Annotated in this window: 19 protein-coding genes; 8 read left to right on the top strand and 11 right to left on the bottom strand. The window is 66.0% G+C overall.

Annotated elements, in window-relative coordinates; all coding sequences use genetic code 11:
* The 4 genes from GNX71_RS25110 to tssI all read right to left on the bottom strand — a co-directional run bounded on the left by GNX71_RS25110 (window position 1) and on the right by tssI (window position 6,813).
* Window positions 1-1,356: a DUF2875 family protein gene (locus tag GNX71_RS25110; protein WP_206174938.1), complete on the bottom strand. Its 1,356-nt coding sequence runs from the start codon at window positions 1,354-1,356 to the stop codon at window positions 1-3.
* Window positions 1,356-3,455 (bottom strand): DUF3274 domain-containing protein, encoded by a 2,100-nt coding sequence (locus GNX71_RS25115; protein ID WP_206174939.1) that lies wholly within the window; start codon window positions 3,453-3,455, stop codon window positions 1,356-1,358. The genes GNX71_RS25110 and GNX71_RS25115 overlap by 1 nt, the downstream gene beginning before the upstream one ends.
* The gene (locus GNX71_RS25120) at window positions 3,452-3,952 is read right to left on the bottom strand and encodes a hypothetical protein (RefSeq protein ID WP_206174940.1); all 501 of its coding nucleotides are present in this window, start codon (window positions 3,950-3,952) and stop codon (window positions 3,452-3,454) included. The genes GNX71_RS25115 and GNX71_RS25120 overlap by 4 nt, the downstream gene beginning before the upstream one ends.
* Window positions 3,953-4,131: 179 nt before the next feature.
* The gene (gene tssI, locus GNX71_RS25125) at window positions 4,132-6,813 is read right to left on the bottom strand and encodes a type VI secretion system Vgr family protein (protein ID WP_206174941.1); all 2,682 of its coding nucleotides are present in this window, start codon (window positions 6,811-6,813) and stop codon (window positions 4,132-4,134) included.
* A 269-nt stretch (window positions 6,814-7,082) separates the two neighbouring features.
* On the opposite strand from tssI, the gene GNX71_RS25130 reads away from it, so the two are divergent.
* The 4 genes from GNX71_RS25130 to GNX71_RS25145 are packed head-to-tail and all read left to right on the top strand — an operon-like array spanning window position 7,083 to window position 10,195.
* Window positions 7,083-8,117 (top strand): ABC transporter substrate-binding protein, encoded by a 1,035-nt coding sequence (locus GNX71_RS25130; protein WP_206174942.1) that lies wholly within the window; start codon window positions 7,083-7,085, stop codon window positions 8,115-8,117.
* Window positions 8,117-8,944 (top strand): ABC transporter ATP-binding protein, encoded by an 828-nt coding sequence (locus tag GNX71_RS25135; protein WP_206174943.1) that lies wholly within the window; start codon window positions 8,117-8,119, stop codon window positions 8,942-8,944. Before GNX71_RS25130 ends, GNX71_RS25135 begins: the two co-directional genes overlap by 1 nt.
* On the top strand, window positions 8,941-9,711 hold the full coding sequence (locus GNX71_RS25140) for an ABC transporter permease (RefSeq protein WP_206174944.1): 771 nt from the start codon (window positions 8,941-8,943) through the stop codon (window positions 9,709-9,711). The genes GNX71_RS25135 and GNX71_RS25140 overlap by 4 nt, the downstream gene beginning before the upstream one ends.
* 7 nt (window positions 9,712-9,718) lie before the next feature.
* Window positions 9,719-10,195: a nucleoside deaminase gene (locus GNX71_RS25145; protein ID WP_206174945.1), complete on the top strand. Its 477-nt coding sequence runs from the start codon at window positions 9,719-9,721 to the stop codon at window positions 10,193-10,195.
* Between the two features lie 4 nt (window positions 10,196-10,199).
* Here GNX71_RS25145 and GNX71_RS25150 read toward each other — a convergent pair whose 3' ends face one another.
* Window positions 10,200-10,424, bottom strand: a complete 225-nt coding sequence (locus tag GNX71_RS25150; RefSeq protein WP_206174946.1) for an oxidoreductase-like domain-containing protein — start codon at window positions 10,422-10,424, stop codon at window positions 10,200-10,202.
* Window positions 10,425-10,503: 79 nt separating this feature from the next.
* Here GNX71_RS25150 and GNX71_RS25155 point away from each other — a divergent pair, with 79 nt between their 5' ends.
* Window positions 10,504-11,637 (top strand): acyltransferase, encoded by a 1,134-nt coding sequence (locus GNX71_RS25155; protein ID WP_206174947.1) that lies wholly within the window; start codon window positions 10,504-10,506, stop codon window positions 11,635-11,637.
* Here GNX71_RS25155 and GNX71_RS25160 read toward each other — a convergent pair.
* Window positions 11,627-12,970, bottom strand: a complete 1,344-nt coding sequence (locus GNX71_RS25160) for a HAMP domain-containing sensor histidine kinase (protein WP_206174948.1) — start codon at window positions 12,968-12,970, stop codon at window positions 11,627-11,629. The two genes, GNX71_RS25155 and GNX71_RS25160, sit on opposite strands and share 11 nt — an antisense overlap.
* 5 nt (window positions 12,971-12,975) lie before the next feature.
* Window positions 12,976-13,656: a response regulator transcription factor gene (locus tag GNX71_RS25165; RefSeq protein WP_206174949.1), complete on the bottom strand. Its 681-nt coding sequence runs from the start codon at window positions 13,654-13,656 to the stop codon at window positions 12,976-12,978.
* Window positions 13,657-13,783: 127 nt separating this feature from the next.
* On the opposite strand from GNX71_RS25165, the gene GNX71_RS25170 reads away from it, so the two are divergent.
* Window positions 13,784-14,470 carry a phosphatase PAP2 family protein gene (locus GNX71_RS25170; protein ID WP_241027050.1) on the top strand — a complete coding sequence of 229 codons (687 nt, stop codon included), beginning with the start codon at window positions 13,784-13,786 and terminating at the stop codon, window positions 14,468-14,470.
* 20 nt (window positions 14,471-14,490) lie between these two features.
* Here the strand turns inward: GNX71_RS25170 and GNX71_RS25175 are convergent, their stop codons facing one another.
* Window positions 14,491-14,919 carry a heme-binding protein gene (locus tag GNX71_RS25175; RefSeq protein WP_206174950.1) on the bottom strand — a complete coding sequence of 143 codons (429 nt, stop codon included), beginning with the start codon at window positions 14,917-14,919 and terminating at the stop codon, window positions 14,491-14,493.
* 86 nt (window positions 14,920-15,005) lie between these two features.
* On the opposite strand from GNX71_RS25175, the gene GNX71_RS25180 reads away from it, so the two are divergent.
* Window positions 15,006-15,911: a LysR family transcriptional regulator gene (locus tag GNX71_RS25180; protein WP_206179669.1), complete on the top strand. Its 906-nt coding sequence runs from the start codon at window positions 15,006-15,008 to the stop codon at window positions 15,909-15,911.
* On the opposite strand, the gene lpxO is transcribed toward GNX71_RS25180, so the two are convergent.
* From lpxO to GNX71_RS25195, 3 genes are all read right to left on the bottom strand, one after another.
* On the bottom strand, window positions 15,912-16,808 hold the full coding sequence (gene lpxO / locus GNX71_RS25185; RefSeq protein ID WP_093437663.1) for a lipid A hydroxylase LpxO: 897 nt from the start codon (window positions 16,806-16,808) through the stop codon (window positions 15,912-15,914).
* Window positions 16,809-16,912: 104 nt separating this feature from the next.
* Window positions 16,913-18,340, bottom strand: coding sequence for an ATP-binding protein (locus tag GNX71_RS25190; RefSeq protein WP_206174951.1), 1,428 nt, complete (start codon window positions 18,338-18,340; stop codon window positions 16,913-16,915).
* Window positions 18,337-19,020, bottom strand: coding sequence for a response regulator (locus GNX71_RS25195; protein WP_206174952.1), 684 nt, complete (start codon window positions 19,018-19,020; stop codon window positions 18,337-18,339). The genes GNX71_RS25190 and GNX71_RS25195 overlap by 4 nt, the downstream gene beginning before the upstream one ends.
* Before the next feature lie 226 nt (window positions 19,021-19,246).
* On the opposite strand from GNX71_RS25195, the gene GNX71_RS25200 reads away from it, so the two are divergent.
* Window positions 19,247-20,011 (top strand): alpha/beta fold hydrolase, encoded by a 765-nt coding sequence (locus GNX71_RS25200; protein WP_206174953.1) that lies wholly within the window; start codon window positions 19,247-19,249, stop codon window positions 20,009-20,011.
* Window position 20,012 lies beyond the last annotated feature (1 nt).

A 20,012-nucleotide genomic window follows, 5' to 3' on the forward strand; every position in this document is an offset into this window, starting at 1 on the left:
CTAGATCACATAGGGGCGCGCGCTCGTCCTCGCGCGCTGCTCGGCGCTCGGCGGCAACAGCCCGAAGACCAGGGCGCCGCGCGGGTCACGCAAGTTGACAACAAGCGCAGGCTCGTTGGTTTCCCAGACCGCGATGCTTGCCAGGCCGATGGCCGCATTCATGCTCGCGGCGCCCAGTTCTCCACCGAGGCACTGCTCCAGCCTGAAACCGCGCCCAGGATCCAGCAGTCCGCTTTGCGGTGCGACCTTGGCCATGCAGCGCGCGAGCAGGGCAAAGTCATCGCCGCCCGGTGCAGCGCTGTAGAACAAGAGCTTGGGTGGCCGGTCACGCAATGGGGCCTCCAGTACTGACTTCAGCGCTGCCTCCAATGCCTCGCCCCGCCCATCCATGGATATGCCGGCATCGAAGCGCGCGAATTCGGGTTTCGACAGAAGCGCCAGCGTCGGCATCTGTGAATACGCTTCATATTGAGCCTGGCTCCACAATGCCGGCACGTTGGGTGTGGGCTTGAAGTCGCCACGCGATACGCGGTAAATCGCTCCGCCGTCGCTGGCTTCAGTACGCAGGCCGCCGAAGCCATGGGGACCGCGCCCGACCACGCCATTGGGAAATTGACTCTCCTGGCTGGCATCGCGCACATGGAGCGACCACTCGCGTAGCCACTCGGCGGCTTCGGGCCGGGTCAGCAACAAGCCTGAAAAGGTGTCGCGCAGTTGCCCCGGTCGCTTGGGCCGCGCCAGGATGTCCTCCAGCGCCTCGCTGCGCTGGCTCTGCGGGTTCTCCCAGCCACCCAGTTCCGAGCGCACCGCATAGCCGTCCTCGGCCCATACCAACAGGCTGTTCAGGTCGCCCTGTGAGTCAAAGGCTTCGAAGGCCGACTGCCAGAGGCTCACACCCGCGGTTTCGAAGTGCGGCAAAGCACTGAACCCCAGCTGGTGGAAGGCCATGCCCGCAGGGCCGTCGTGCAACTGCCACGGAATTCCGCGCTTGCTCTCGCTGCTCTGATAGGTGCGGCTCCATTCCGCCCGTGCCGTCGCGTCGAGCTGCGTGGACGGTGGCAACGCCATCAGCGTGGGGAGCGGGTAGTTCTCCACGAAGCGGCCCCGCTCGTCGTTCCTGGGCCGGTGGGTCAATGCGGCGCGCAGCGCGGCACTGCGGAACAGACCGGCCCTCTCGCGGCATTTGTCCAGCGAGCCCGGCGGGGTGGGCTCTTCTTCGTCGGGCGATGCCTGGCGTTGCACGCGGTTCCACAAGGGGCCGGCGGGCACGTGGTCCACACGCAGTCCCACGCCTGAGATATGCAGGAGTCCGGCGGGCGATGCGGCGGCCGGTTGGTAGCGGATGCGCCTTGCCATTACAAGGCTCCCATCTGGTTCGAGGTTGGCTGGGACGGGGATGCTGCCGCGTCGTTGGTCACGATGCCCGGCGGCATCGTCTTGTCGGAGTCGGGCAGCTTGCCTGTTTCGTAGTACGGGTCGCTCTTCTTCCAGTCGGCCAGATCGAGCAGGTAGCTCCAGTACGCCTCGTCGTGCCAGGCGTAGCCCAAGCCTACTGTGACGTCGTAGCTGAGCACGTCGGCCACGGGCGAACTGTCATCGTCGTTATTGACAAATCGCAGGATCGCCGCATGGTTGGTGGGCGACACCGGTACCTTGCCGACTTCGTTCCTGCGGCGCTCCTCGACCTCTTCCCAAGTCTCGTAGCGTGCACGGGTGCGCAAGCCCTTTTCGTCGCGGTCGGTGACGGTTCGGCGCTCCTGGTATCTCACGTCGTCCTTGAAGTCCTCCTGCTGTTCTGTGGAGGCCTCTATCGGCGCGCCGGCGGGGTCATGGCCCGCTTGGCCGTCGTACCTCACGTAATCGGCGTCGAATTTATTCGGAAGCACCAGCGGTTTGGGCACTGCCGGCGCGTTGACGATCACGCTCTCCACATGGCCACGCAAACTCGGCTTGAGATCTCCCAGAACCGGCACGATGCCGAGTATTCTTTCCGTTGCGATCTTCCATGCATCGTTGGGCCTGCTGCCGTCCAGGTAGCGCCATTCTTCCCGGTCCTGCGCAGGTTCACCATCGCGGCCGGCCGGCACATGCACGATCTGTTTATGGAAGTAGGGCAGCGGCTTGCCGTCCGGCTTCGAGCCAACCGGCGGGTTGTGCTCGACATTCGTGCCGCGCGCGAACAGGCGTTGCTGCACGTTCTTGCCGACCTGCCCCATGTAATCCGGCGGAATGCCGCGCCAACCCATGCCGGAGACGGCCGACACGCCAATCACCCGGTCGCCAGGGTTGAAGTTGACCATCAGCTTGCCGCGCGTGTCGCTGCGCGCGAACGTTGCATCGCTCCACCAGAACTTGCCGTCTTGCCCGCGCGGGCCGTTCGGATCTTCGACCTTGCCGCCGATCTCGGCCTGCCACAGAGGTGCATCGGCGGGTTTATGGCAGTAAATCGCATCGTCGTAGGCGTGACGCGGTTTGTGCTTCACGGCGCATTCGGCCTTGGCCGCCGATGGCGCGGGGTAGCCTTCAGTGGCCCTGGCCACGATGGCCGCCGCATTGGCAAAGGTCGCAATGCGTGCCGGCTCGGACTGCACGCTGCGCCTGCCGTCAGCCGCGCTGATGAAGTCGGTGAAGGTCGTGTCGAACCGGTAAGGCGAACTGTTGAGGCTCACCGTGTCGGGCCCGCGCACACCGTCCAGAAAGAACAACGCGCACAACGCAACGATGGTGCCCTGGCTGTGCGAGACGATGTTGATCGGCTCATTGGGCAGGTTCTTGCGAATGTCCTTGACCAGGTTCGCCAGGCGCCGTGCGGCATGCACGTAGTACAGGCGCGGCGGGCAGTCGCACAGCGTGCGGCCGATCACCGGGTTGATCGTGTTGACGTTGATCATGCCGAACAGGACGTCCTTGCGGAACCCCGTGGGCAGCCAGAACGAGGTGAGCGAGGCGCCGCCGTTCTGGAAGGGGCCACCACCCCAGGCACCATCGGTGCGAAGGGGATTGCCGTATTCGTCGGTCCAGGCCGGGGTGTTGCCGTGCTGGCTGGTGCCCTTGACCAGCTTGCGTTCGGTGGCCGGGGCTTTATAGCCCCACCAGAAGGGGATGACGGGGGAAGGGATGCGCTTGCCGCTTTCGTCCTTCTGAAGGTATCGATGCGCGGTGACTTTGTCTTCGTCGCCTTTTTTGTCTTTCTCAAGCTCCTCCAAGTCTTCTCTGCCCAGTCTCGTATTGAGTCCATCGGCAAATTGCTTTGAGGCGTCGAAGTACCACTCCCCATCGGAATTGACACCGTGCACGAAGATGATGACGCCAGGCATCAAAGGGGGAACGCCGACGGTGTGGGTGCGATCTTTCTGCTTGTTGTCGGTACCGGTGACCTTTCCCCTGACCCATTGGTACTGGCCGGGATCGGGCTTCACGGGAGTTAGCAAACTCAGGTCTTTGTCTTGACTCATTTAAGACTCCTGCCGTCGTTGGCCTTGCATGTCACCTTGGTGTCCAAAGGGGCTATGCGCGGTTTGAACACGAAACCAGGGAGGTACTTCCAATCGCTGCTCTCGGGTCGAGGAAGGGTCAGGTCAATTCCATCTGTGATGGTGCCTTTGCGACGTAACTGATACGCCGTTGATCCGCTGATCATCAGGTCGCCATAAGGTGAATGCGCCCAAACCAGCTTCCACGTTTTGCCCCCATCGATGGAGTAAGGCATCTTGTCGCCTCCGCATGCCCCGCCTCCCGACGAACAATTGGTGCCCCCTCGCGTCACAGGCGCCACCAGAAACTGATCGTTGGCGGCATCGATAACGAGGGTGGTTCGATTCATCACCGCATCGAACGTCACCACTCCCGAGCGAATGCCCTTGGCGGTGTCCACGAAGTACAGCATGTTGCCAAAGCACGTCTCGTCCGGCGTGAGTTCAAAGTAACGGTGATCATCGATGCGATAGACCACTTGAGGTGGCTTGGCGGGCTGGGGGGGGGTGGCGGCGACGCTCTGCCGGATGCACACGCGCTCAGGACCAAGACCACCGCGGCCAGCGCCAGTCGCCATACCGGTTTGAAATCAAGATTGCTCATGCAAATGCTCTCCCTGTGTTGTGTTTGAAGCGAGTTGAATAAGGCCGACGTTTTTCAAGTGATATCAAACGGCTTGTCCTCCTCGAGCCTGGAAATCGCATCTCCGCCGGATTGCGAATTGCTTGCGCCACCGCTGGCCTTGACGACGCTGAAGTCCCGGCTGGGCAAGCCGTCGGCCTTGTCTCCCATGCGGTGCAGCTTGAGCTGCTGCGCCTGGTCCATACGCATGAAGCTGGGGAAGTCGACTCCGATGGTGCTGGGCCCATTGATGCGGTAGTTGGCGGTCTGCACGAGGTACTCGCCCGTCATGCCCCAGACCACGCGGCCGCCACCCATGCGCAGGTAGGTGCCGTCGTCCAGGGCCAAGGTGATGTTCTTCTTCGCCTTGATGGTGATGCCGTCCTCCGTGGACTGGATCGTGACGGCCTTCTCACCCGTGATCTCCACGCTGTTGTGCTGGGCCTGGTGGATGAGCTTTCCCTCATTGGCGATGACGTGGATGTCGCCGGTGCGCGCGAACTGCCCGATGTCTTTTCCCGCGGTATGCAGGATCGATTGATCTGCGTAGTGCTGCTGGTTGTGCCCCGCCACGGTGTCGATGTTCACGCCGGCGTACTGGATGTGATCCTTGGGTGTGACGCTGGCAATGCCGGCCGCACCACTGAGAGCGAGCACGGGTTGGCCGCCTTGTGCATTGCCGCGGGCGTTGGCCTCGTTGCTCGCGCCATGGCCGAGGGCTTGGGCGGCTTCGCTCAAGGCCTGTTGGGGTGCGGTTTCGCGCGCGCCGGCTTCGCATTTCGCGGCCGCCTTGGTCAGGTCTCTGGCGATCGCCAGTGCCTGCTCCAGGCAGGCTACAAGTTCGTCGCGACTGAGCAGGCCACCCATGGCCTTGGAACGCCCGTCGGTGGAGATGAGCAGGCCCTTTTCAGCGCGCACGGCTCCCCAGCCATCGGTGCGCAATTCAAAGCCTTCCCCGCGCGCGTCCTTCCGCCCCGCGTTGTCCTCGATGCGCGTGATATGCCCCAGGCTCAGCTGGCTGTGTTGATGGTCACTCTTGACCTGCGCCTGGATCTGCCCAGCCGTGTCGTCCAGCACGATGTGGTTGCTGCGTCCGGCTGCACTGTTGCCGCCTTCCTCGGTCAACTCGCGGCTTCGAAAACCCGAGAGCGCCTGCTGCCCCGGCAACGCCCATGGCGGCTGGTTGTTCTGGTTGTAGGGGCGCCCCGTGCAGATGGGCAGGTCTGGATCGCCCCCGAAGAAATCGACGATCACTTCCTGTCCGATGCGCGGAATCTGCATGCCGCCCAACTGGTTGCCCGCCCACGGACTGGAAACCCGGATCCAGCAGGTGCTGTGCTGGTTCTGCCGGCCAATGCGGTCCCACGGAAATTGCACCTTGATGCGACCCAGTTCGTCGGTCCAGATGTTTTGCCCCGCAGGACCAACCACCAATGCAGACTGGGGACCACGCGTGAACGGCTTGGCCTGTGTGAACGCCGGGCGCAGCGGCTCGGCCATCGGGTGTGCGGTGAAATCGACCTCCACCTTCCAGCGCTGCTTGCGGCCGGGTACGGCATCGGGAATCTGGCTGTCCTGTCCGACGTCTTCGATCAGCAGGCACGTATCGAGGATCAGGTATTCGGTGTTGGCCTTCTCGCGCGGATGCTTGCGCAGCTGGAAGCTGCAGCCCGGAACCATGCCGCGCAGGTTGCCGCTGGCCTGGGCACGGGCACCGTGCGCGCGCAGGCCCTGCATGCGCAGCAGCGCCAGGCGTCGCCCCTCGCCTTGAGGATCATTGGCATCGGCGCTGCCTGCCTTGGGCTGTGCATAGTGGCTGCCGCCTTGGCCTGCATGCCATTGATAGACCTCGCCATCGGCCTGCCGGGTCGCACGCGGATCGCTTCGGTCAACGCTCAGGTCGGCCCTCGGGCGGGTGTAGTCGTAGTCGCGGCTGGCGTACCTCCCGCTCGTGAGCTGGTGGTGCGGAACGAAACTGTGGACGTACTCGGCATCGACCTTCCACCCGGGCGCGTGGTAATCGACCTCCTGATACGCGGCGCTCTCGTTCTTCTTGTACGCCCCCATGTTGTCGATGAGCACGAGGCGGTGCTTGTCGCCGCAGTGCTCGAAGAAGTAGCTGATGCCCCACTCCTGGCACAACCGGCTGAAGAACTCGAAGTCGCTCTCGTTGTACTGGGTCTGGTAGTCGCGTGTCGGGTAGCTCTCGATCAGGCGCTTTTCCACAGCAAAGCCGTAGTCACCCAGCAGCTCATCGAGGATCTGGACGACGATCCTGTTCTGGTAGATCTTGCAGTCGGTGGTGAGTGTGGCCAGGTGCAGCCAGGGGCGCAGCGTGAGCTTGTATTGCACGTGGCGGCCTTCTTCGCCCCACATGGCCACATCGGTGATCAAGGCATTGATCTGGCGGATTCCTGCGCCGACGTGATGGACCGATGCGCCGATGGCACCAGAAAGGAACTGGCCCGCGCCGTCGAGTTGGACATTGCAGGTGATCTGTTGGCCGATGAAGCTGTCGAGATCGAAATTGGCTGCATCACTGGCACCGAGATTCAAGGCGTCCGGCGTCTTGAGCAGCAGCTCGTACGCGAACAGCGAATTCAAGCCCTCGGCGCCCGACAAGCGCACCGGCTCCAACGCCGGACGGCCCAGGACCCACGGAATGGCGCTGCTGCTGACTTCAAGCGTGCGCGCTTGCGCAATGCTGGGTGCGGACATGTGTTCTCCTTGAACCTGCTCCTGTACATCAGGAGTCGTGGGGCGGGATTATGGGAAGCACACAGCGGTCGTATCCGCAGGAAAAGATGCGGCAATCATCCCGGCAAGAACAGCGTGATGGACTGCACGACTCCATGGCTTCGCTCCCTGCAATTCACTCCGGCGAACACCCACGCAGATGAGGGGATTTCCACCTGGGGGTTCGCACCAATCGCGTGCGGGCACCGTTTTTGCTTGAATGCCGAAGCATTCACCTTCACGGATCCCGCATGAACAAGCGCCAACTGCTCCAGTCCTTCCTCGCCGCCTCGGCCCTCAGCTTCGGCCTTTCACCGGCCCAGGCGCAGGCCCCGACGCCGATCAAGTTCCAGCTCGACTGGCGCTTCGAAGGACCGGCGGCGCTCTTCCTGCATCCCGCCGCCAAGGGCTACTTCAAGGCTGCGGGCCTGGACGTGACCATCGACGCGGGCAACGGCTCCGGCGGCACGGTCACGCGCGTGGCTTCGGGCGCCTACGAGATGGGCTTTGCCGACCTCGCGGCGCTGATGGAATTTCACGCCAACAACCCCGACAGCCCGAACAAGCCGGTCGCGGTGATGATGGTCTACAACAACACGCCAGCCTCGGTCATGGCGCTCAAGAAGAGCGGCATCACCAAGCCCGCGGACCTCGCCGGCAAGAAGCTCGGCGCGCCCGTGTTCGACGCAGGCCGCCGCGCCTTCCCGATCTTCGCCAAGGCCAACAACATCGGCGCCGTGAACTGGACCGCCATGGACCCGACGCTGCGCGAGACCATGCTGATGCGCGGCGACATCGACGCCATCACCGGCTTCACCTTCACCTCGCTCCTGAACCTGGAAGCGCGCGGCGCCAAGACGGCCGACGTGGTGGTGCTGCCCTACCCCGACTACGGCGTGAAGCTCTACGGCAACGTGATCATCGCGTCGCCCAAGCTCATCAAGGAGAACCCGGCGGCGGTAAAGAAATTCCTCTCCGCCTTCGCCAAGGGCGCCAAGGAAGTCATCGCCAATCCGGCCATGGGCATCGAATCGGTGAAGGCGCGCGACGGCATCATCGACAGCAAGCTGGAAACCCGTCGCCTGCAGCTTGCCATCGACACCGTGATCAACAGCGCCGACGCGCGTGCCGAGGGCTTCGGCGCCGTCAATGCGGGCCGCATGTCGCTGATGGCCTCGCAGGTGTCCGACGCCTTCAACACCAAGACCCGCGTGAGCCCCGATGCCGTATGGACGGCCGCCCTGCTGCCGCCGGCCGCCGAACTCAGCGGAATCCTGCGCAAGTGATGGCAGGCGCACCGAGCGACGCCGCCGCCCCCTTCGTCGACTTCCAGGACGTCTGGCTCGCCTACAACGAGGAACTGCTGCGCGAGAACCACTTCGCGGTCGAGGCGATCGACCTGAAGGTGAAACGCGGCGAATTCATCGCCATCGTCGGGCCCTCGGGCTGCGGCAAGTCGACCTTCATGAAGCTCACCACGGGCCTGAAGATGCCGTCGATGGGCAAGATCCGCATCGACGGCGCGCCCGTGACCGGGCCGCTCAAGATCTCGGGCATGGCATTCCAGGCGCCGTCGCTGTTGCCATGGCGCACCACCGTCGACAACGTGCTGCTGCCGCTGGAGATCGTCGAGCCCTACCGCTCGAACTTCAAGGCCAGGCGCAAGGAATACGTCGAGCGCGCGCGCAAGCTGCTGCAGAAGGTCGGCCTTGCGGGCTATGAAGACAAGTTTCCGTGGCAGCTCTCGGGCGGCATGCAGCAGCGCGCGAGCATCTGCCGCGCGCTCATCCACGAGCCCAAGATGCTGCTGCTGGACGAGCCCTTCGGCGCGCTCGACGCCTTCACGCGCGAGGAGCTGTGGTGCATCCTGCGCGACCTCTGGACCGAGCAGCAGTTCAACGTGATCCTGGTGACGCACGACCTGCGCGAGTCGGTGTTCCTGGCCGACACGGTGTATGTGATGAGCAAGAGCCCGGGCCGCTTCGTGGTCAAGCGCGAGATCGATCTGCCGCGTCCGCGCGAACTCGAACTCACCTACACGAAGGAGTTCACCGACATCGTGCTGGAGCTGCGCGGACACATCGGCGCGATCCGCAGCAAGGTGGTCGCATGAAGAACTCAAAGCAAATCGAACGCTGGTCGCCCTGGCTGCTGCTGGTCGCGGTGCTCCTGCTGTGGCAGATCGTCTGCGCGGGCTTCGAGGTCTCGGATTTCATCTTCCCGAGCCCGTGGCGCATCTGGACGCAGTTCTGGGAATACAAGGAAATCATCGCGGGCCACGCGTGGCGCACCTTCTGGGTCACGATGGCGGGTTTTGGCCTGGCGATCGTGGTGGGCGTGCTGATGGGCTTCGTCATCGGCAGCTCGCGCATCGCGTATGCGGCGATCTATCCGCTCATGACGGCCTTCAATGCGCTGCCCAAGGCGGCGTTCGTGCCGATCCTGGTGGTGTGGTTCGGCATCGGCGTGGGGCCGGCGATTCTCACGGCCTTCCTGATCAGCTTCTTCCCGATCATGGTCAACATCGCGACGGGGCTCGCCACGCTCGAACCTGAGCTCGAAGACGTGCTGCGCGTGCTCGGCGCCAAGCGCTGGGACGTGCTCATGAAGATCGGCCTGCCGCGCTCCATGCCCTACTTCTTCGGCTCGCTCAAGGTGGCGATCACCTTGGCCTTCGTCGGCACCACGGTGAGCGAGATGACTGCGGCCAACGAGGGCATCGGCTACCTGCTGATCTCTGCCGGTTCGGCCATGCAGATGGGCCTGGCCTTCGCGGGCCTGATGGTGGTGGGTGCGATGGCGATGCTGATGTACGAGCTTTTCAGCGTGATCGAGAAGCACACGACCGGCTGGGCCCACCGCGGCTCCCAGAACCAATGATGCGCGCATGACCCACGACCAGATCCTTCGCGCGCTGCGGCGCGCCGACGAGGTGGCCCGCCGCGCGATGGCGATGGGCCGCCATCCCTTCGGCGCGGTGCTCGTCGCACCCGACGGCGAGACCATCCTCGCCGAGCAGGGCAACATCGACACGGTGAATCACGCCGAGGCCACGCTCGCGCGCCACGCCGCGCAGAACTGGCCGGCCGACTACCTCTGGCAATGCACCCTTGTGACCACCTTCGAGCCCTGCGCGATGTGCGCGGGCACGAGCTACTGGGCGCACATCGGCCGCGTGGTCTACGGCGCCGAAGAATCGGCGCTGCTCGCACTCACGGGCGACCATCCCGAGAACCCGACGCTGAGCCTGCCCTGCCGCGAGGTGTTCGCGCGCGGACAGAAGCAGGTCGAAGTGATCGGGCCGGTGCCTGAAGTGGCGGAGGAAATGATCGCCACGCACCGCGGGTTCTGGGAAACGCGCTAGCGCTCTACGCGAGCAGCAAAGACGCCTCGTCGCGCCAGTACGCGATGGCGCCGAGCCATCCTTCCCACACGCAGCCGTTGCAGCCGCGCCCGCAGCAGGTGGTGGGCTCGGGCGGCGGCGCGCGCAAGGCGACGGCCTGCGCGGCGGCTTCGGATTGAACGATGGCGATCAGCGCCTGTGCGCTGGCCAGATCGATCGGCGAGGGAAGGTCTTGGTCGGCGAAAGGCATGGGCGGGGAACGGTCGATTGTCGGCGCTTCAGCAGGCCTTCAGGGACAACGCTGAGGACGCACCCAGAATCGCAAGCCGATGGCCCGCTCCATGCTCCCTTCGAACATCGCGCTGCCGCGCCTGGCACATGTCGACCTGCTGCGTGGCCTTCTCGTGGTGTTCGTCATCCTCCTGCACGCGAACCTGCGCATTCCCTTCGGTCCGCCCGAACTGGCCCAGGCGCTGGGACCGCGACTCGCGGGCATCCTGTTTCGCAGTGGCTACTACGCGGTGATCGTGTTCTTCGTGGTCTCGGGCTACCTGATCACGAGCGCATCGATCCGCCGCTGGGGCGACCTGTCGCAAGTGCGGCCCGCGGCGTTCTACCGCCTTCGCGCCGCGCGCATCCTGCCGAGCCTGCTGCTGCTCCTGGTGGTACTGGGCGTGCTGCACCTCGCGGGGAGCGCGTGGTTCGCGCTGGACACCGGGAAGGTCCCGCTTTGGCGCGCCATGGTCGCCGTGCTCGGGCTGCACCTCAACTGGCTGGAGGCGCAGGTGGGCTACCTGCCAGGACCCTGGGGCGTGCTGTGGTCGCTGTCGGTGGAGGAGGCCTTCTATCTCTTCTTTCCGCTGCTCTGCGTGGCGAGCGGCAGTGAACGCCGGCTGTGCGCCCTGCTGCTTGTGCCGATCGTGCTTGGCCCTCTCGCGCGCAGCGTGTTCAGCGACAACGAACTGTGGCAGGACCATTCGTACCTGTCGGGCATGGACGGCATCGCCTTCGGCTGCCTGGCCGCCCTGCTGGCGCATCGCGTGCCCCGGACGCCGTCGGCCGCCGTGCAGCGGCTCGTGTTGTGGATGGGACTGGGACTCGGTGTGCTCGTTTTCTGCTTCCGCAAGGAGGTATTCCAATGGGGACTCACGCGCCATGGCCTGCAGGTGTCGCTGCTGGAGCTGGGCATCGCGCTGGTGCTGGTGGCCACGCACTGGCGCCCCTGGCCATGGGCCGCCTGCCCGGTCACCGCGCCGCTGCGATGGTTCGGCCGGCACAGCTACGAGGTCTACCTCACGCACATGTTCGTCGTGATTCCCGGCGCGTGGCTGTATCAGCAGGCCGATGTACCGCCGGCATGGATACCGCTGTGGTTCGTCGCGGTGATCGCGGCCTCGGGCCTGCTCGGAGACGCCGTGGCTCGCTGGTTCTCCGAGCCCTGCAACCGCGCGCTCAGGCGCTGAGGTTCAGTTCGAGCCGCATCTTCGCGCCGCCCGATTCGCTCGACCCGATGGTCAGCTGCCCGCGATGCAGGCGCGCCACTTCGGCCACCAGGTGAAGGCCCAGCCCGGCGCCCCGTCCGCGGGGCACAAGCCGGTGAAACGGCGCCACCACGCGTTCGCGATCCGCCTCGGGAATACCGGGCCCCGAGTCCAGCACCTCGATGCACGAGGGCGCGCACAGCCGCACCTCGATGTCGCAGCCCTGCCCGCCGTGCTCGATGGCGTTCTGGATCAGGTTGGTGAGCGCGCGCTCGAGCGATGGCGCATCACCGCGCACCGTCAGCGACTGCGGTGCATCGACCGAGAGCGTGCAGCGGTTCTGGATGGCGAGCGGCGCGATGTCGGCCGCCACGCGCTCGCACAGCGCCTTCAGGTCCACCGGCTGCTCCTGCAGCACGACGTGGTCGAGCCGCTGCAGGTCGAGCAGCTGCTCGGCCAGCGTGGCCAGCCGCGCCGAAGCCTGCATCAGCTTCACCTTGAGCGGATCGTTCGGCAGGCCCTCCAGGTGGATCTGCAGCGTGGTGATCGGCGTGCGCAGCTCGTGCGCGGCGTCGGCCAGGAAGCGCTCCTGCCGGTCGTAGCCCTCGTTGAGCCGGTCGAAGGCGCGGTTGACGGCATTGACCAGCGGGCGAATCTCGCTCGCCACGTTGGCCAGCGGCAGGCGCGTGGTGCGCTCGTGCACGTCGATGCTCTCGGCATGCTCGGCGGTGGCGACCACGCCTTTCAGCCCCCGCTTCACCACGAAGGGCGTGGCCAGGATCACGCCCAGGCTGGTGAGCAATGCCATCGGCGCCACCAGCCACAGGAACAGGAGGCCCGTGCCCTTGAGCGTGTTCTTCATCGTCAGCGGGCCGCCGGTCTGCGCCATCACGGCGACCGGACCCGCACGGGTCTCGACGCGCTCGAAGCGCGCCTTGGGCCGGGTGTTGTCGTCCTCGGGATTGAGGGCCACGCGCTCGACGTCGCCGAACGCATTCATGAGCGCCGCATAGACGGACGGCACATCGCCGCTGCGCACCTCGGAGCCGTGCTCGTCGTGTGCGATGAACCAGAGCGGCGGATCGGCTTCCTGCAGACCGCGCAACTCCCGCGTCGGCTCGATGGCCAGCCGACCATCGGCGCCACGCACCATCGCGCGCCCGATCACCGCCACCGTTTCCTGGCCGTTTTCGTCGACCACGCGCCCCAGCGCCCAAGCCAATCCGAGGAAGCCGCCCAGCACCAGCGAGCCGACCACCACCTGCAGCAGGATCAGGCTCCAGATCAGGCGCCAGCGCAGGGAGAACAGGCTCATGCCGCTCACACCGCCGATGCCGCGCAGATGAGATAACCCACGCCGCGGATCGCATGGATCTCGACCTGCGCGCCCGCCTTGTCGAGCTTGGAACGCAGGCGCGAGACGTGCGTGTCGAGCGCGTTCGACTGGATGTCATCCTTGTGGCCGTACACGCGGTCCTGCAGCGCTTCGCGCTGCACCGTGCGGCCGCGGTGCTCGAGCAGGGCTTCGAGCACCAGCAATTCGCGCCGCGGGAGCGTGAGGCAGGTCTCGCCCACATGGACCTGCCGCGTGTGGTGCTCGAAGCGCAGTTGGCCCAGCGTCATGACGAGGTTGACGCGCACCGCGGGGCGCCGCGCCAGTGCGCGCACGCGCGCCATGAGCTCGTCCATCGAGAAGGGCTTGGCGAGGTAGTCGTCCGCGCCGCCATCCAGGCTCAGCACGCGCTCGGCCACATCGGACATCGCGGTGAGCACCAGCACCGCGGCGGCGATGCCGTTCTGGCGCAGGAACGCCACCAGCGAAAGGCCGTCGCCATCGGGCAGGCCGCGGTCGAGCACGATCACGTCGTGCTGGGCGCCGAGTACGGCCTCTTCAGCCGCGCGCAAGGAGCTCGCCACATCGACCACCGCCTGGTTCTGACGCAGGGCCGATGCGAGCGCCTGCGCCAGATCGGTTTCGTCTTCGACGAGCAGGATTCTCATGGAGGGTGGGCAATGCGAACGGGTGGGCGGGACATTCTAGGAGAGGCTCCATGCCGGGCAGCGCAATGTTCACGCAATGCAGTTGCATAAGCTGTGGCGCTCCCCCCTCCCGAAAGCCGCATCGGTAATGACGTCCCGCTCGAGCCCCGCATCCCTTCCTTCCGTGCCCTGGTACCTGGCGCTGGGACAGCGGTTCGCGACGCTCTGGATCGTGAAGATGATCGGCACCACACTCGGCATCTCCGGCTTCTTCTTTCTGTACTTCTGGGTGATGCACAACCCGCCGTCGATGCCGACGGTGATGCCGCTCACGCCCATCGACCATTGGGTGGCCGTGAGCGACGACGCGATGCTCCTGTACGGCTCGCTGTGGTTCTACATCTCGCTGGCGCCGGCCTTCGCGAAGGACAAGGCCGAGCTGTGGGCCTGCGCGCGGGGCGCCGCGGCCATGGCCGCCATCGGTCTCGCGGTGTTCTGGTTCTTTCCGACCACGGTGCCGGCGTTCGCGGTCGACTGGTCGCAATACCCGGCGCTGCAGTTCCTCAAGGCCACCGACGTGGGCGGCAATGCCTTCCCCTCGCTGCACGTGGCCTTTGCGGTGTTCACGGCCATGCTGCTGGGCCGGCAACTGCGCAGCGTGGGTGCGCCCTCATGGACGCAGTGGGTGAACCTGCTGTGGGCCTTCGGCATCGTCTACTCGACGCTGGCGACGCGGCAGCACGTGCTGCTCGACGTGATCGGCGGCACGCTGCTCGCGGTGCTAGTCGGCTGGGCGCGCACCAAGCGCGAGCGGCTGGTGCTGGCCGAGGCCTGAACCTCGCGGCCAGGGAGCAGTCAGAGCGCCTCTGCGCCCGCGGCCGCCACCTGCGCATCCTGTGTCGATTGCATGCCCGAGACGCCGATGGCGCCGACGAGGCAGCCCTCGTGCATCAGCGGAAGGCCGCCTTCGAGCGGGCATGCACCCTCGGTGGCCAGCAGGCGCAGGTTCAGGCCGCCCGCGGCCAGTGCCTCTTCGAACACACGCGTCGGCCGCTTGAAGCGCACGGTGCTGCGCGCCTTGGCCTGCGCGATCTCGACGCTGCCGGTCTGCGCGTGGTCCATCTTGTGCAGCACCACGAGATTGGCGGCGCTGTCCATCACCGCGATGACCATCGGCCAGCCGTTGGCGCGCGCCTCGGCTTCGGCTGCTGCGGCCACGCGGCGGGCGATGTCGAGGGACACCGGCGGGCCGTAGGAAATGAAGGTTGGTTGCGGGGTGCTCATGGCGAATCCTGTGAAGTGACGAACGATGCACAGGACGATATCGACGGGCAGAATGATTGGCCATTCCCCAAAACTTCGCATCCGTTGTGCACGAATCGCCAGCTCACCGCCCCGATGCCTCCGCGCTCGCTTCCCTTGCCTGGGACGACATCCGCTTCTTCGTGGCCGTGGCGCGCGAGGGCAGCCTCTCGGGTGCGGCGCGGCAGCTGCGCGTGGAGCATTCGACGGTCGCGCGGCGCGTCGGCGCGCTGGAGTCGCAGATCGGCGTGCGCCTTTTCGATCGCTTGCCGCGAAGCTGGGCGCTGACGGACGAAGGCGAAGCGCTGCTCGCACCCGCCGAGCGGCTCGAGCAGGAAGTGCTCGCCTTCGCGCGTGCCGCCGCGGCGAACACGGCGGACCAAGGCACGGTGCGCGTCTCCGCGCCGCCAGCCTTCGCCAGTCACTTCATCGCGCCGCTGTGGGCCGCGCAGGCTGACCGGTGGCCCGGCATCGCGCTCGACATCGTCGGCGAACTGCGCAGCGCCAATCTGCAGCGCCGCGACGCGGACATTGCAATCCGCTTCATGCGCCCGACCGAACCCGGCCTCGCCACACGCAAGCTCGGTGAATTGGCCTTCCGCCTCTACGCCGCCCCGGTGTGGCTCACGCGCGCGGAGGCCGACTGGCGCTTTCTCGGCTACAGCGATTCACCCGGCAACGTGCCGCACCAGCAACTGCTGGCGGAGCTTGCCGGCACGCGCCCTTTCGTCTTGCGCAGCAACGACCTCACGGCCCTGCACAACGCCTGCCGCGGCGGCCTGGGCCTTGCGATGCTGCCGGACTTCATGGCGCGCGGCGATGCCGCACTGGTCGAAGTGCCCGGCGAAGGCCGGCCTGTGATGCGGGAGGTGTGGAGCGTGGTGCACCCCGACGTGAGGCGCTCGCCGCGCGTCAGGGCCGTGGCCGACGCGCTGGCGGAAATGGTCGGCGCCCACGCCGGGCGCCTTGCGTGATTACCAGAAGATCCAGAGAGCGAGGCCGCCGAAGATGGCCCACTTCACAAGGTAGTACGCGCGCTTGTCCCAGGCCTTCAGGCGCTTGCCGACCACGCGGATCTGGTAGATGTACTTGAACGCGCGGTTGATGCCGCCCGTCTTGTCGCCCGCATCGTTGGGCGAGCTTGCGGCGGCCAGCAGGTTCTTGGCGAACCAGCGGTTCACCGCGCTGGCCCAGCGGTACTTCAGCGGGCGCTCGATGTCGCAGAACAAAATCACGCGGTCGTGGTCGGTGGTGTTCTCGGCGTAATGGATGAAGGTCTCGTCGAACACCACGGCCTCGCCGTCGCGCCAGTGGTAGCGCTGGCCGTCCACGTCGATGTAGCAGCCTTCGACGCCGGGCGTCCACAGGCCCAAGTGGTAGCGCAGCGAACCGGCGAAGGGGTCGCGGTGGCGCACGAGGCGGCTGCCCGGCGGGAGCTCCGCGAACATCGCGGCCTTGATGGTGCCGATGCCCTTGAGCAGCTCGGTCGTGCGCGGGCACAGGATGGCGGCCGAAGGATGCGCCTCGTCGTACCACTTGAGATAGAAGCGCTTCCAGCCGCTCTTGAAGAAGGAGTTGAAGCCCACGTCGTTGAACTGGCTCGAGGCCTTGATGCTGCCGCCGTTGCGCATGGCCAGTGCCTCTTCGCGGATGACTTCCCAGTTCTCTTCGAGCACGCGCATCTCGGGAAACTGCGCGGGCGACAGGTACGGGGTACCGGGCACCTTCGAGAAAAGGTACATGAACACGTTCAGCGGCGCGAGGAAGGTCGAGTGATCAGAGAGCTGTCTGAAGAAACGATGCCGGACCTGCCCGCGGAAGTGAACGTAGAGCGCGCTGAGCGCGAAGATTGCAAGAATGACCCACTTCATTGTTGAAAGTGTCCTGTAGACGGCGCCGGGGGTAGCCGGGCATTGTAAATCTCCGCCCCAAAATGGACCTGACCAGGCCCTTTGGCCGTGCCAAGAGGGAGGTTTCAGGTGCAGAGCATGGGCTGGGGCGCTTCGGCCACCGCCAGCGGCAGCCGCACCGTGGCCCGGAGGCCTCCACCCAGGGCTTCGTCGAGCACGACCTCCCCACCGTGCCTGTCGACCACCGATTTGACGATGGCAAGGCCCAGCCCGCTGCCGCTTTGCGTCTGGTCGGGGTTGCGAAAGAACCGGTCGAACACGCGCTCCCGCAGCGCGGGCGGAATGCCGGGACCCTGGTCGGCCACGATGAGCACCGCCCGGGCGCCTTCGCTGGTCACCTTCACCAGGACCGTTCCATTCGCCGGGCTGTACTTGATGGCGTTGTTGATCAGGTTGTCGATCATCGAGACCAGGCTTTCGCGCTCGCCCAGCACCGGCACATTGCCTTCGCATTCGAGTTCCAGCTCCACGCCCCGGGCGCTGGCGAGGCCTTCGATCATGGCCAGCCGGTCCTGCACCAGCGCATCGAGCGACAACATGACCGGCAGGTCACCATGCAGCACCGCATCGCTGCGCATGAGTTGCAGCAGCTGCCCCACCAGCCGCGCGGCGCGGTCGTTGCTGCGCAAGAGGTTGCCCATGAGTTCACGCTGGCCTTCGTCGGTGCTCTGTTCCTTCAGCGCCTCGACGTTCACGCGCATGGCTGCGAGCGGCGTTCGCAACTCGTGGGCCGCGTCGGCGATCAGGCTGCGCTCGCGCGAGGTGCTGTCGCGCACGCGCTGCAGGAGGCTGTTGATGCTCTGCACCAATGGCTGCAGTTCCTTGTGGGGCGGCGTGTACGACAGCGGCGTCATGTCGGCGGGGCCGCGCTCGGAGGTTTCCTTGGTCACCTGCCGCCAGGGGCGCAGCGCCACGCGCATCGAGAGCCACGCCGGGAAGATCAGGAACGGCAGGCTGATCACCAGCGGCAGCAGGTAGTAGCCCCGGTACGCCATGGTGACGGTGAGCCGCCAGACGCTCGGCTCGGCCAGCGTCACGCGTGTGTCGGAATTGGCAGAGACGTGCGTGCGCGCACGCCATGCGCGGCCCCCCGCTTCCACGGTTTCGATGCGGTTGGGCACCGTGTTGAGGATGACGGGCACGCCCGCGGTCGAGCGGTAGATCAGCCGGTCGTTCTGCCAGACCTGCAGCACGGCAGCCGTGTCCGAGGCGGCATCGCCGTCGCCCGAGGCTTCGACCAGCACCTGGTCGAAGGCGGCCAGCGTCTCCTGCTGGCGATCGGGCCGGTCGGCCAGGTTCTCCGCAATCGTCGTGATGGCGTGGAAGATCTTCTGGTACTTCAGCAGTTCGGGGTCTTCGTAGGAGTCGTAGAGCAGGAGCGCGATGGCCATGGTCCACAACAGCGCCACCACGACCATCTGCGCGAGCAGCAGGCGCCGCATCAGCGAGGGCTGCTTCCACTTCCTCCAGCGCAGCGCCAGGGCCTGCATCATTTGGGCGTGCTCCGCACCAGCGACTGCACATCGATCACGTAGCCGATGCCGCGCACCGTGCGGATGTAGCCCTGCCCGATCTTCTTGCGCAGGTTGGAGATGTGCACCTCGAGCGAGTTGCTGCCGTTGGCCTGGCCGCCGGGCAGTACCTGCTCTTCCATCACGCGGCGCGTCACCACGCGGCCGGTGCGCTTGAGCAGCAGCGCGAGCAGGTCGAACTCGCAACGCGACAGCTCGACCGGCTCGCCGTCGACGATCACGCCGCGCGTCGGCTCGTGCAGCGCGAGGCCGCGCATGCGGATCGTCTCGTCGTTGAAGCCGTAGCTGCGGCGCGCCAGCGCCCGCACGCGCGAGAGCAGCTCGGCCAGCGCGAAGGGCTTGACGAGGTAATCATCCGCACCGTCGTCGAGGCTGCGCAGCCGGTCGTTGAGCGCATCGCGTGCGCTCAGCACCAGCACCGGCAGGATCTGCCGGTCGCGACGCAAGCGAAACAGGAGGTCGAGCCCATCGCCGTCGGGCAGGCCCAGGTCGAGCAGCACCATGTCGAAGGTGCCGCCGTCCAGGGTGCGCAAGGCGTCGTCGAGGCGGCGCACCCACACCACGTCCATGCCCTGGTTGGCCAGCGCGATGCGCACGCCGTTGCCGAGATCGAGATCGTCCTCAACAAGCAGAAGGTTCATGGGATGTGCAGGGCGAAATCGCCCATTGGCCGGAATGGGGCGAAGTATCTGCCAAGCCCTGCGCGGGAACTTCAGGAAATCTTCATGAAGGACGAAGGGCCTCTTCAGGTGCGATGCGGACACTGGACCGATCCCATCCAGAAAGCACATCGACGTGAATCGCCCTCCTCCCCGACTGACCCCGCCGCTCTGGTTTCAACCTCGCCGCAGGCATATCCTGCGTGCCATGGCGGCCCTGCTACCGATGCTCGCCGTCGCGGCATGCGGCGGTGGTGGCAGCAGTGGCGGCGGCGGCGTGGGCACCGGCCCCGCCGCGGCGTCCGTCACCGAGCGCCGCGTGAAGGTGGCAACCGGGCCCGACGTGTCGCTGCAGGTGCGCGACTGGCAGAAGCCCGGCGCGACGGGCCCCGCCATCGTGCTGCTCGCCGGCCTGGGCGCCAACGCGCGTTGCTTCGACAGCCTCGCACCCGCGCTGGCGTCCGACTTCTCGCGCGTGATCGCGATCAGCCGACGCGGCTACGGGCTGTCCGACAAGCCGCTGCCGGTGAAGAGCGACACCCAGCACTACGAGGTGGACACGCTCGTCGCCGACCTGAAGGCGGCGTTCGACGAACTCGGCTTGTCGCGCGCGGTGCTCGCCGGCCATTCGATTGCGGGCAACGAACTCACGCACTTCGCAGGCCTGTTTCCGGAACGGGTGCAGGGCCTGGTCTACCTCGACACCACATTCGGACGTTCCGTTGGACAACCCCGCGCTGTTCGAACCTGTCGCGACACCCGAGGACGGCCAATCCCTGCAGGCCGCGATCGCCTTCAACCGACGAAATTCCTGCGCATCTTCCGCCGCGCCCGCGTGATCGACGGAGACCGCCTCGCGGCAGCGCTGAAGACCCCGCACCATGTGACGCTCGACAACTGCTGCCATGGCGACTTCCTCATGGAGCGCGAGGTCGACGTGCTGCGCGCGATCCGCTTCATGACCTGGGCCTGAA

Source organism: Variovorax sp. RKNM96 (assembly GCF_017161115.1).
Lineage (GTDB): Bacteria > Pseudomonadota > Gammaproteobacteria > Burkholderiales > Burkholderiaceae_C > Variovorax.

Coding starts and splice junctions, on each gene's coding strand:
- GNX71_RS25190 (WP_206174951.1), bottom strand. CDS start 18,340: ATGATGCAGGCCCTGGCGCTGCGCTGGAGGAAGTGGAAGCAGCCCTCG.
- GNX71_RS25195 (WP_206174952.1), bottom strand. CDS start 19,020: ATGAACCTTCTGCTTGTTGAGGACGATCTCGATCTCGGCAACGGCGTG.
- GNX71_RS25110 (WP_206174938.1), bottom strand. CDS start 1,356: ATGGCAAGGCGCATCCGCTACCAACCGGCCGCCGCATCGCCCGCCGGA.
- GNX71_RS25150 (WP_206174946.1), bottom strand. CDS start 10,424: ATGCCTTTCGCCGACCAAGACCTTCCCTCGCCGATCGATCTGGCCAGC.
- GNX71_RS25130 (WP_206174942.1), top strand. CDS start 7,083: ATGAACAAGCGCCAACTGCTCCAGTCCTTCCTCGCCGCCTCGGCCCTC.
- GNX71_RS25155 (WP_206174947.1), top strand. CDS start 10,504: ATGGCCCGCTCCATGCTCCCTTCGAACATCGCGCTGCCGCGCCTGGCA.
- GNX71_RS25175 (WP_206174950.1), bottom strand. CDS start 14,919: ATGAGCACCCCGCAACCAACCTTCATTTCCTACGGCCCGCCGGTGTCC.
- GNX71_RS25135 (WP_206174943.1), top strand. CDS start 8,117: ATGGCAGGCGCACCGAGCGACGCCGCCGCCCCCTTCGTCGACTTCCAG.
- GNX71_RS25200 (WP_206174953.1), top strand. CDS start 19,247: ATGGCGGCCCTGCTACCGATGCTCGCCGTCGCGGCATGCGGCGGTGGT.
- GNX71_RS25160 (WP_206174948.1), bottom strand. CDS start 12,970: ATGAGCCTGTTCTCCCTGCGCTGGCGCCTGATCTGGAGCCTGATCCTG.
- lpxO (WP_093437663.1), bottom strand. CDS start 16,808: ATGAAGTGGGTCATTCTTGCAATCTTCGCGCTCAGCGCGCTCTACGTT.
- GNX71_RS25170 (WP_241027050.1), top strand. CDS start 13,784: ATGACGTCCCGCTCGAGCCCCGCATCCCTTCCTTCCGTGCCCTGGTAC.
- GNX71_RS25140 (WP_206174944.1), top strand. CDS start 8,941: ATGAAGAACTCAAAGCAAATCGAACGCTGGTCGCCCTGGCTGCTGCTG.
- tssI (WP_206174941.1), bottom strand. CDS start 6,813: ATGTCCGCACCCAGCATTGCGCAAGCGCGCACGCTTGAAGTCAGCAGC.
- GNX71_RS25115 (WP_206174939.1), bottom strand. CDS start 3,455: ATGAGTCAAGACAAAGACCTGAGTTTGCTAACTCCCGTGAAGCCCGAT.
- GNX71_RS25145 (WP_206174945.1), top strand. CDS start 9,719: ATGACCCACGACCAGATCCTTCGCGCGCTGCGGCGCGCCGACGAGGTG.
- GNX71_RS25165 (WP_206174949.1), bottom strand. CDS start 13,656: ATGAGAATCCTGCTCGTCGAAGACGAAACCGATCTGGCGCAGGCGCTC.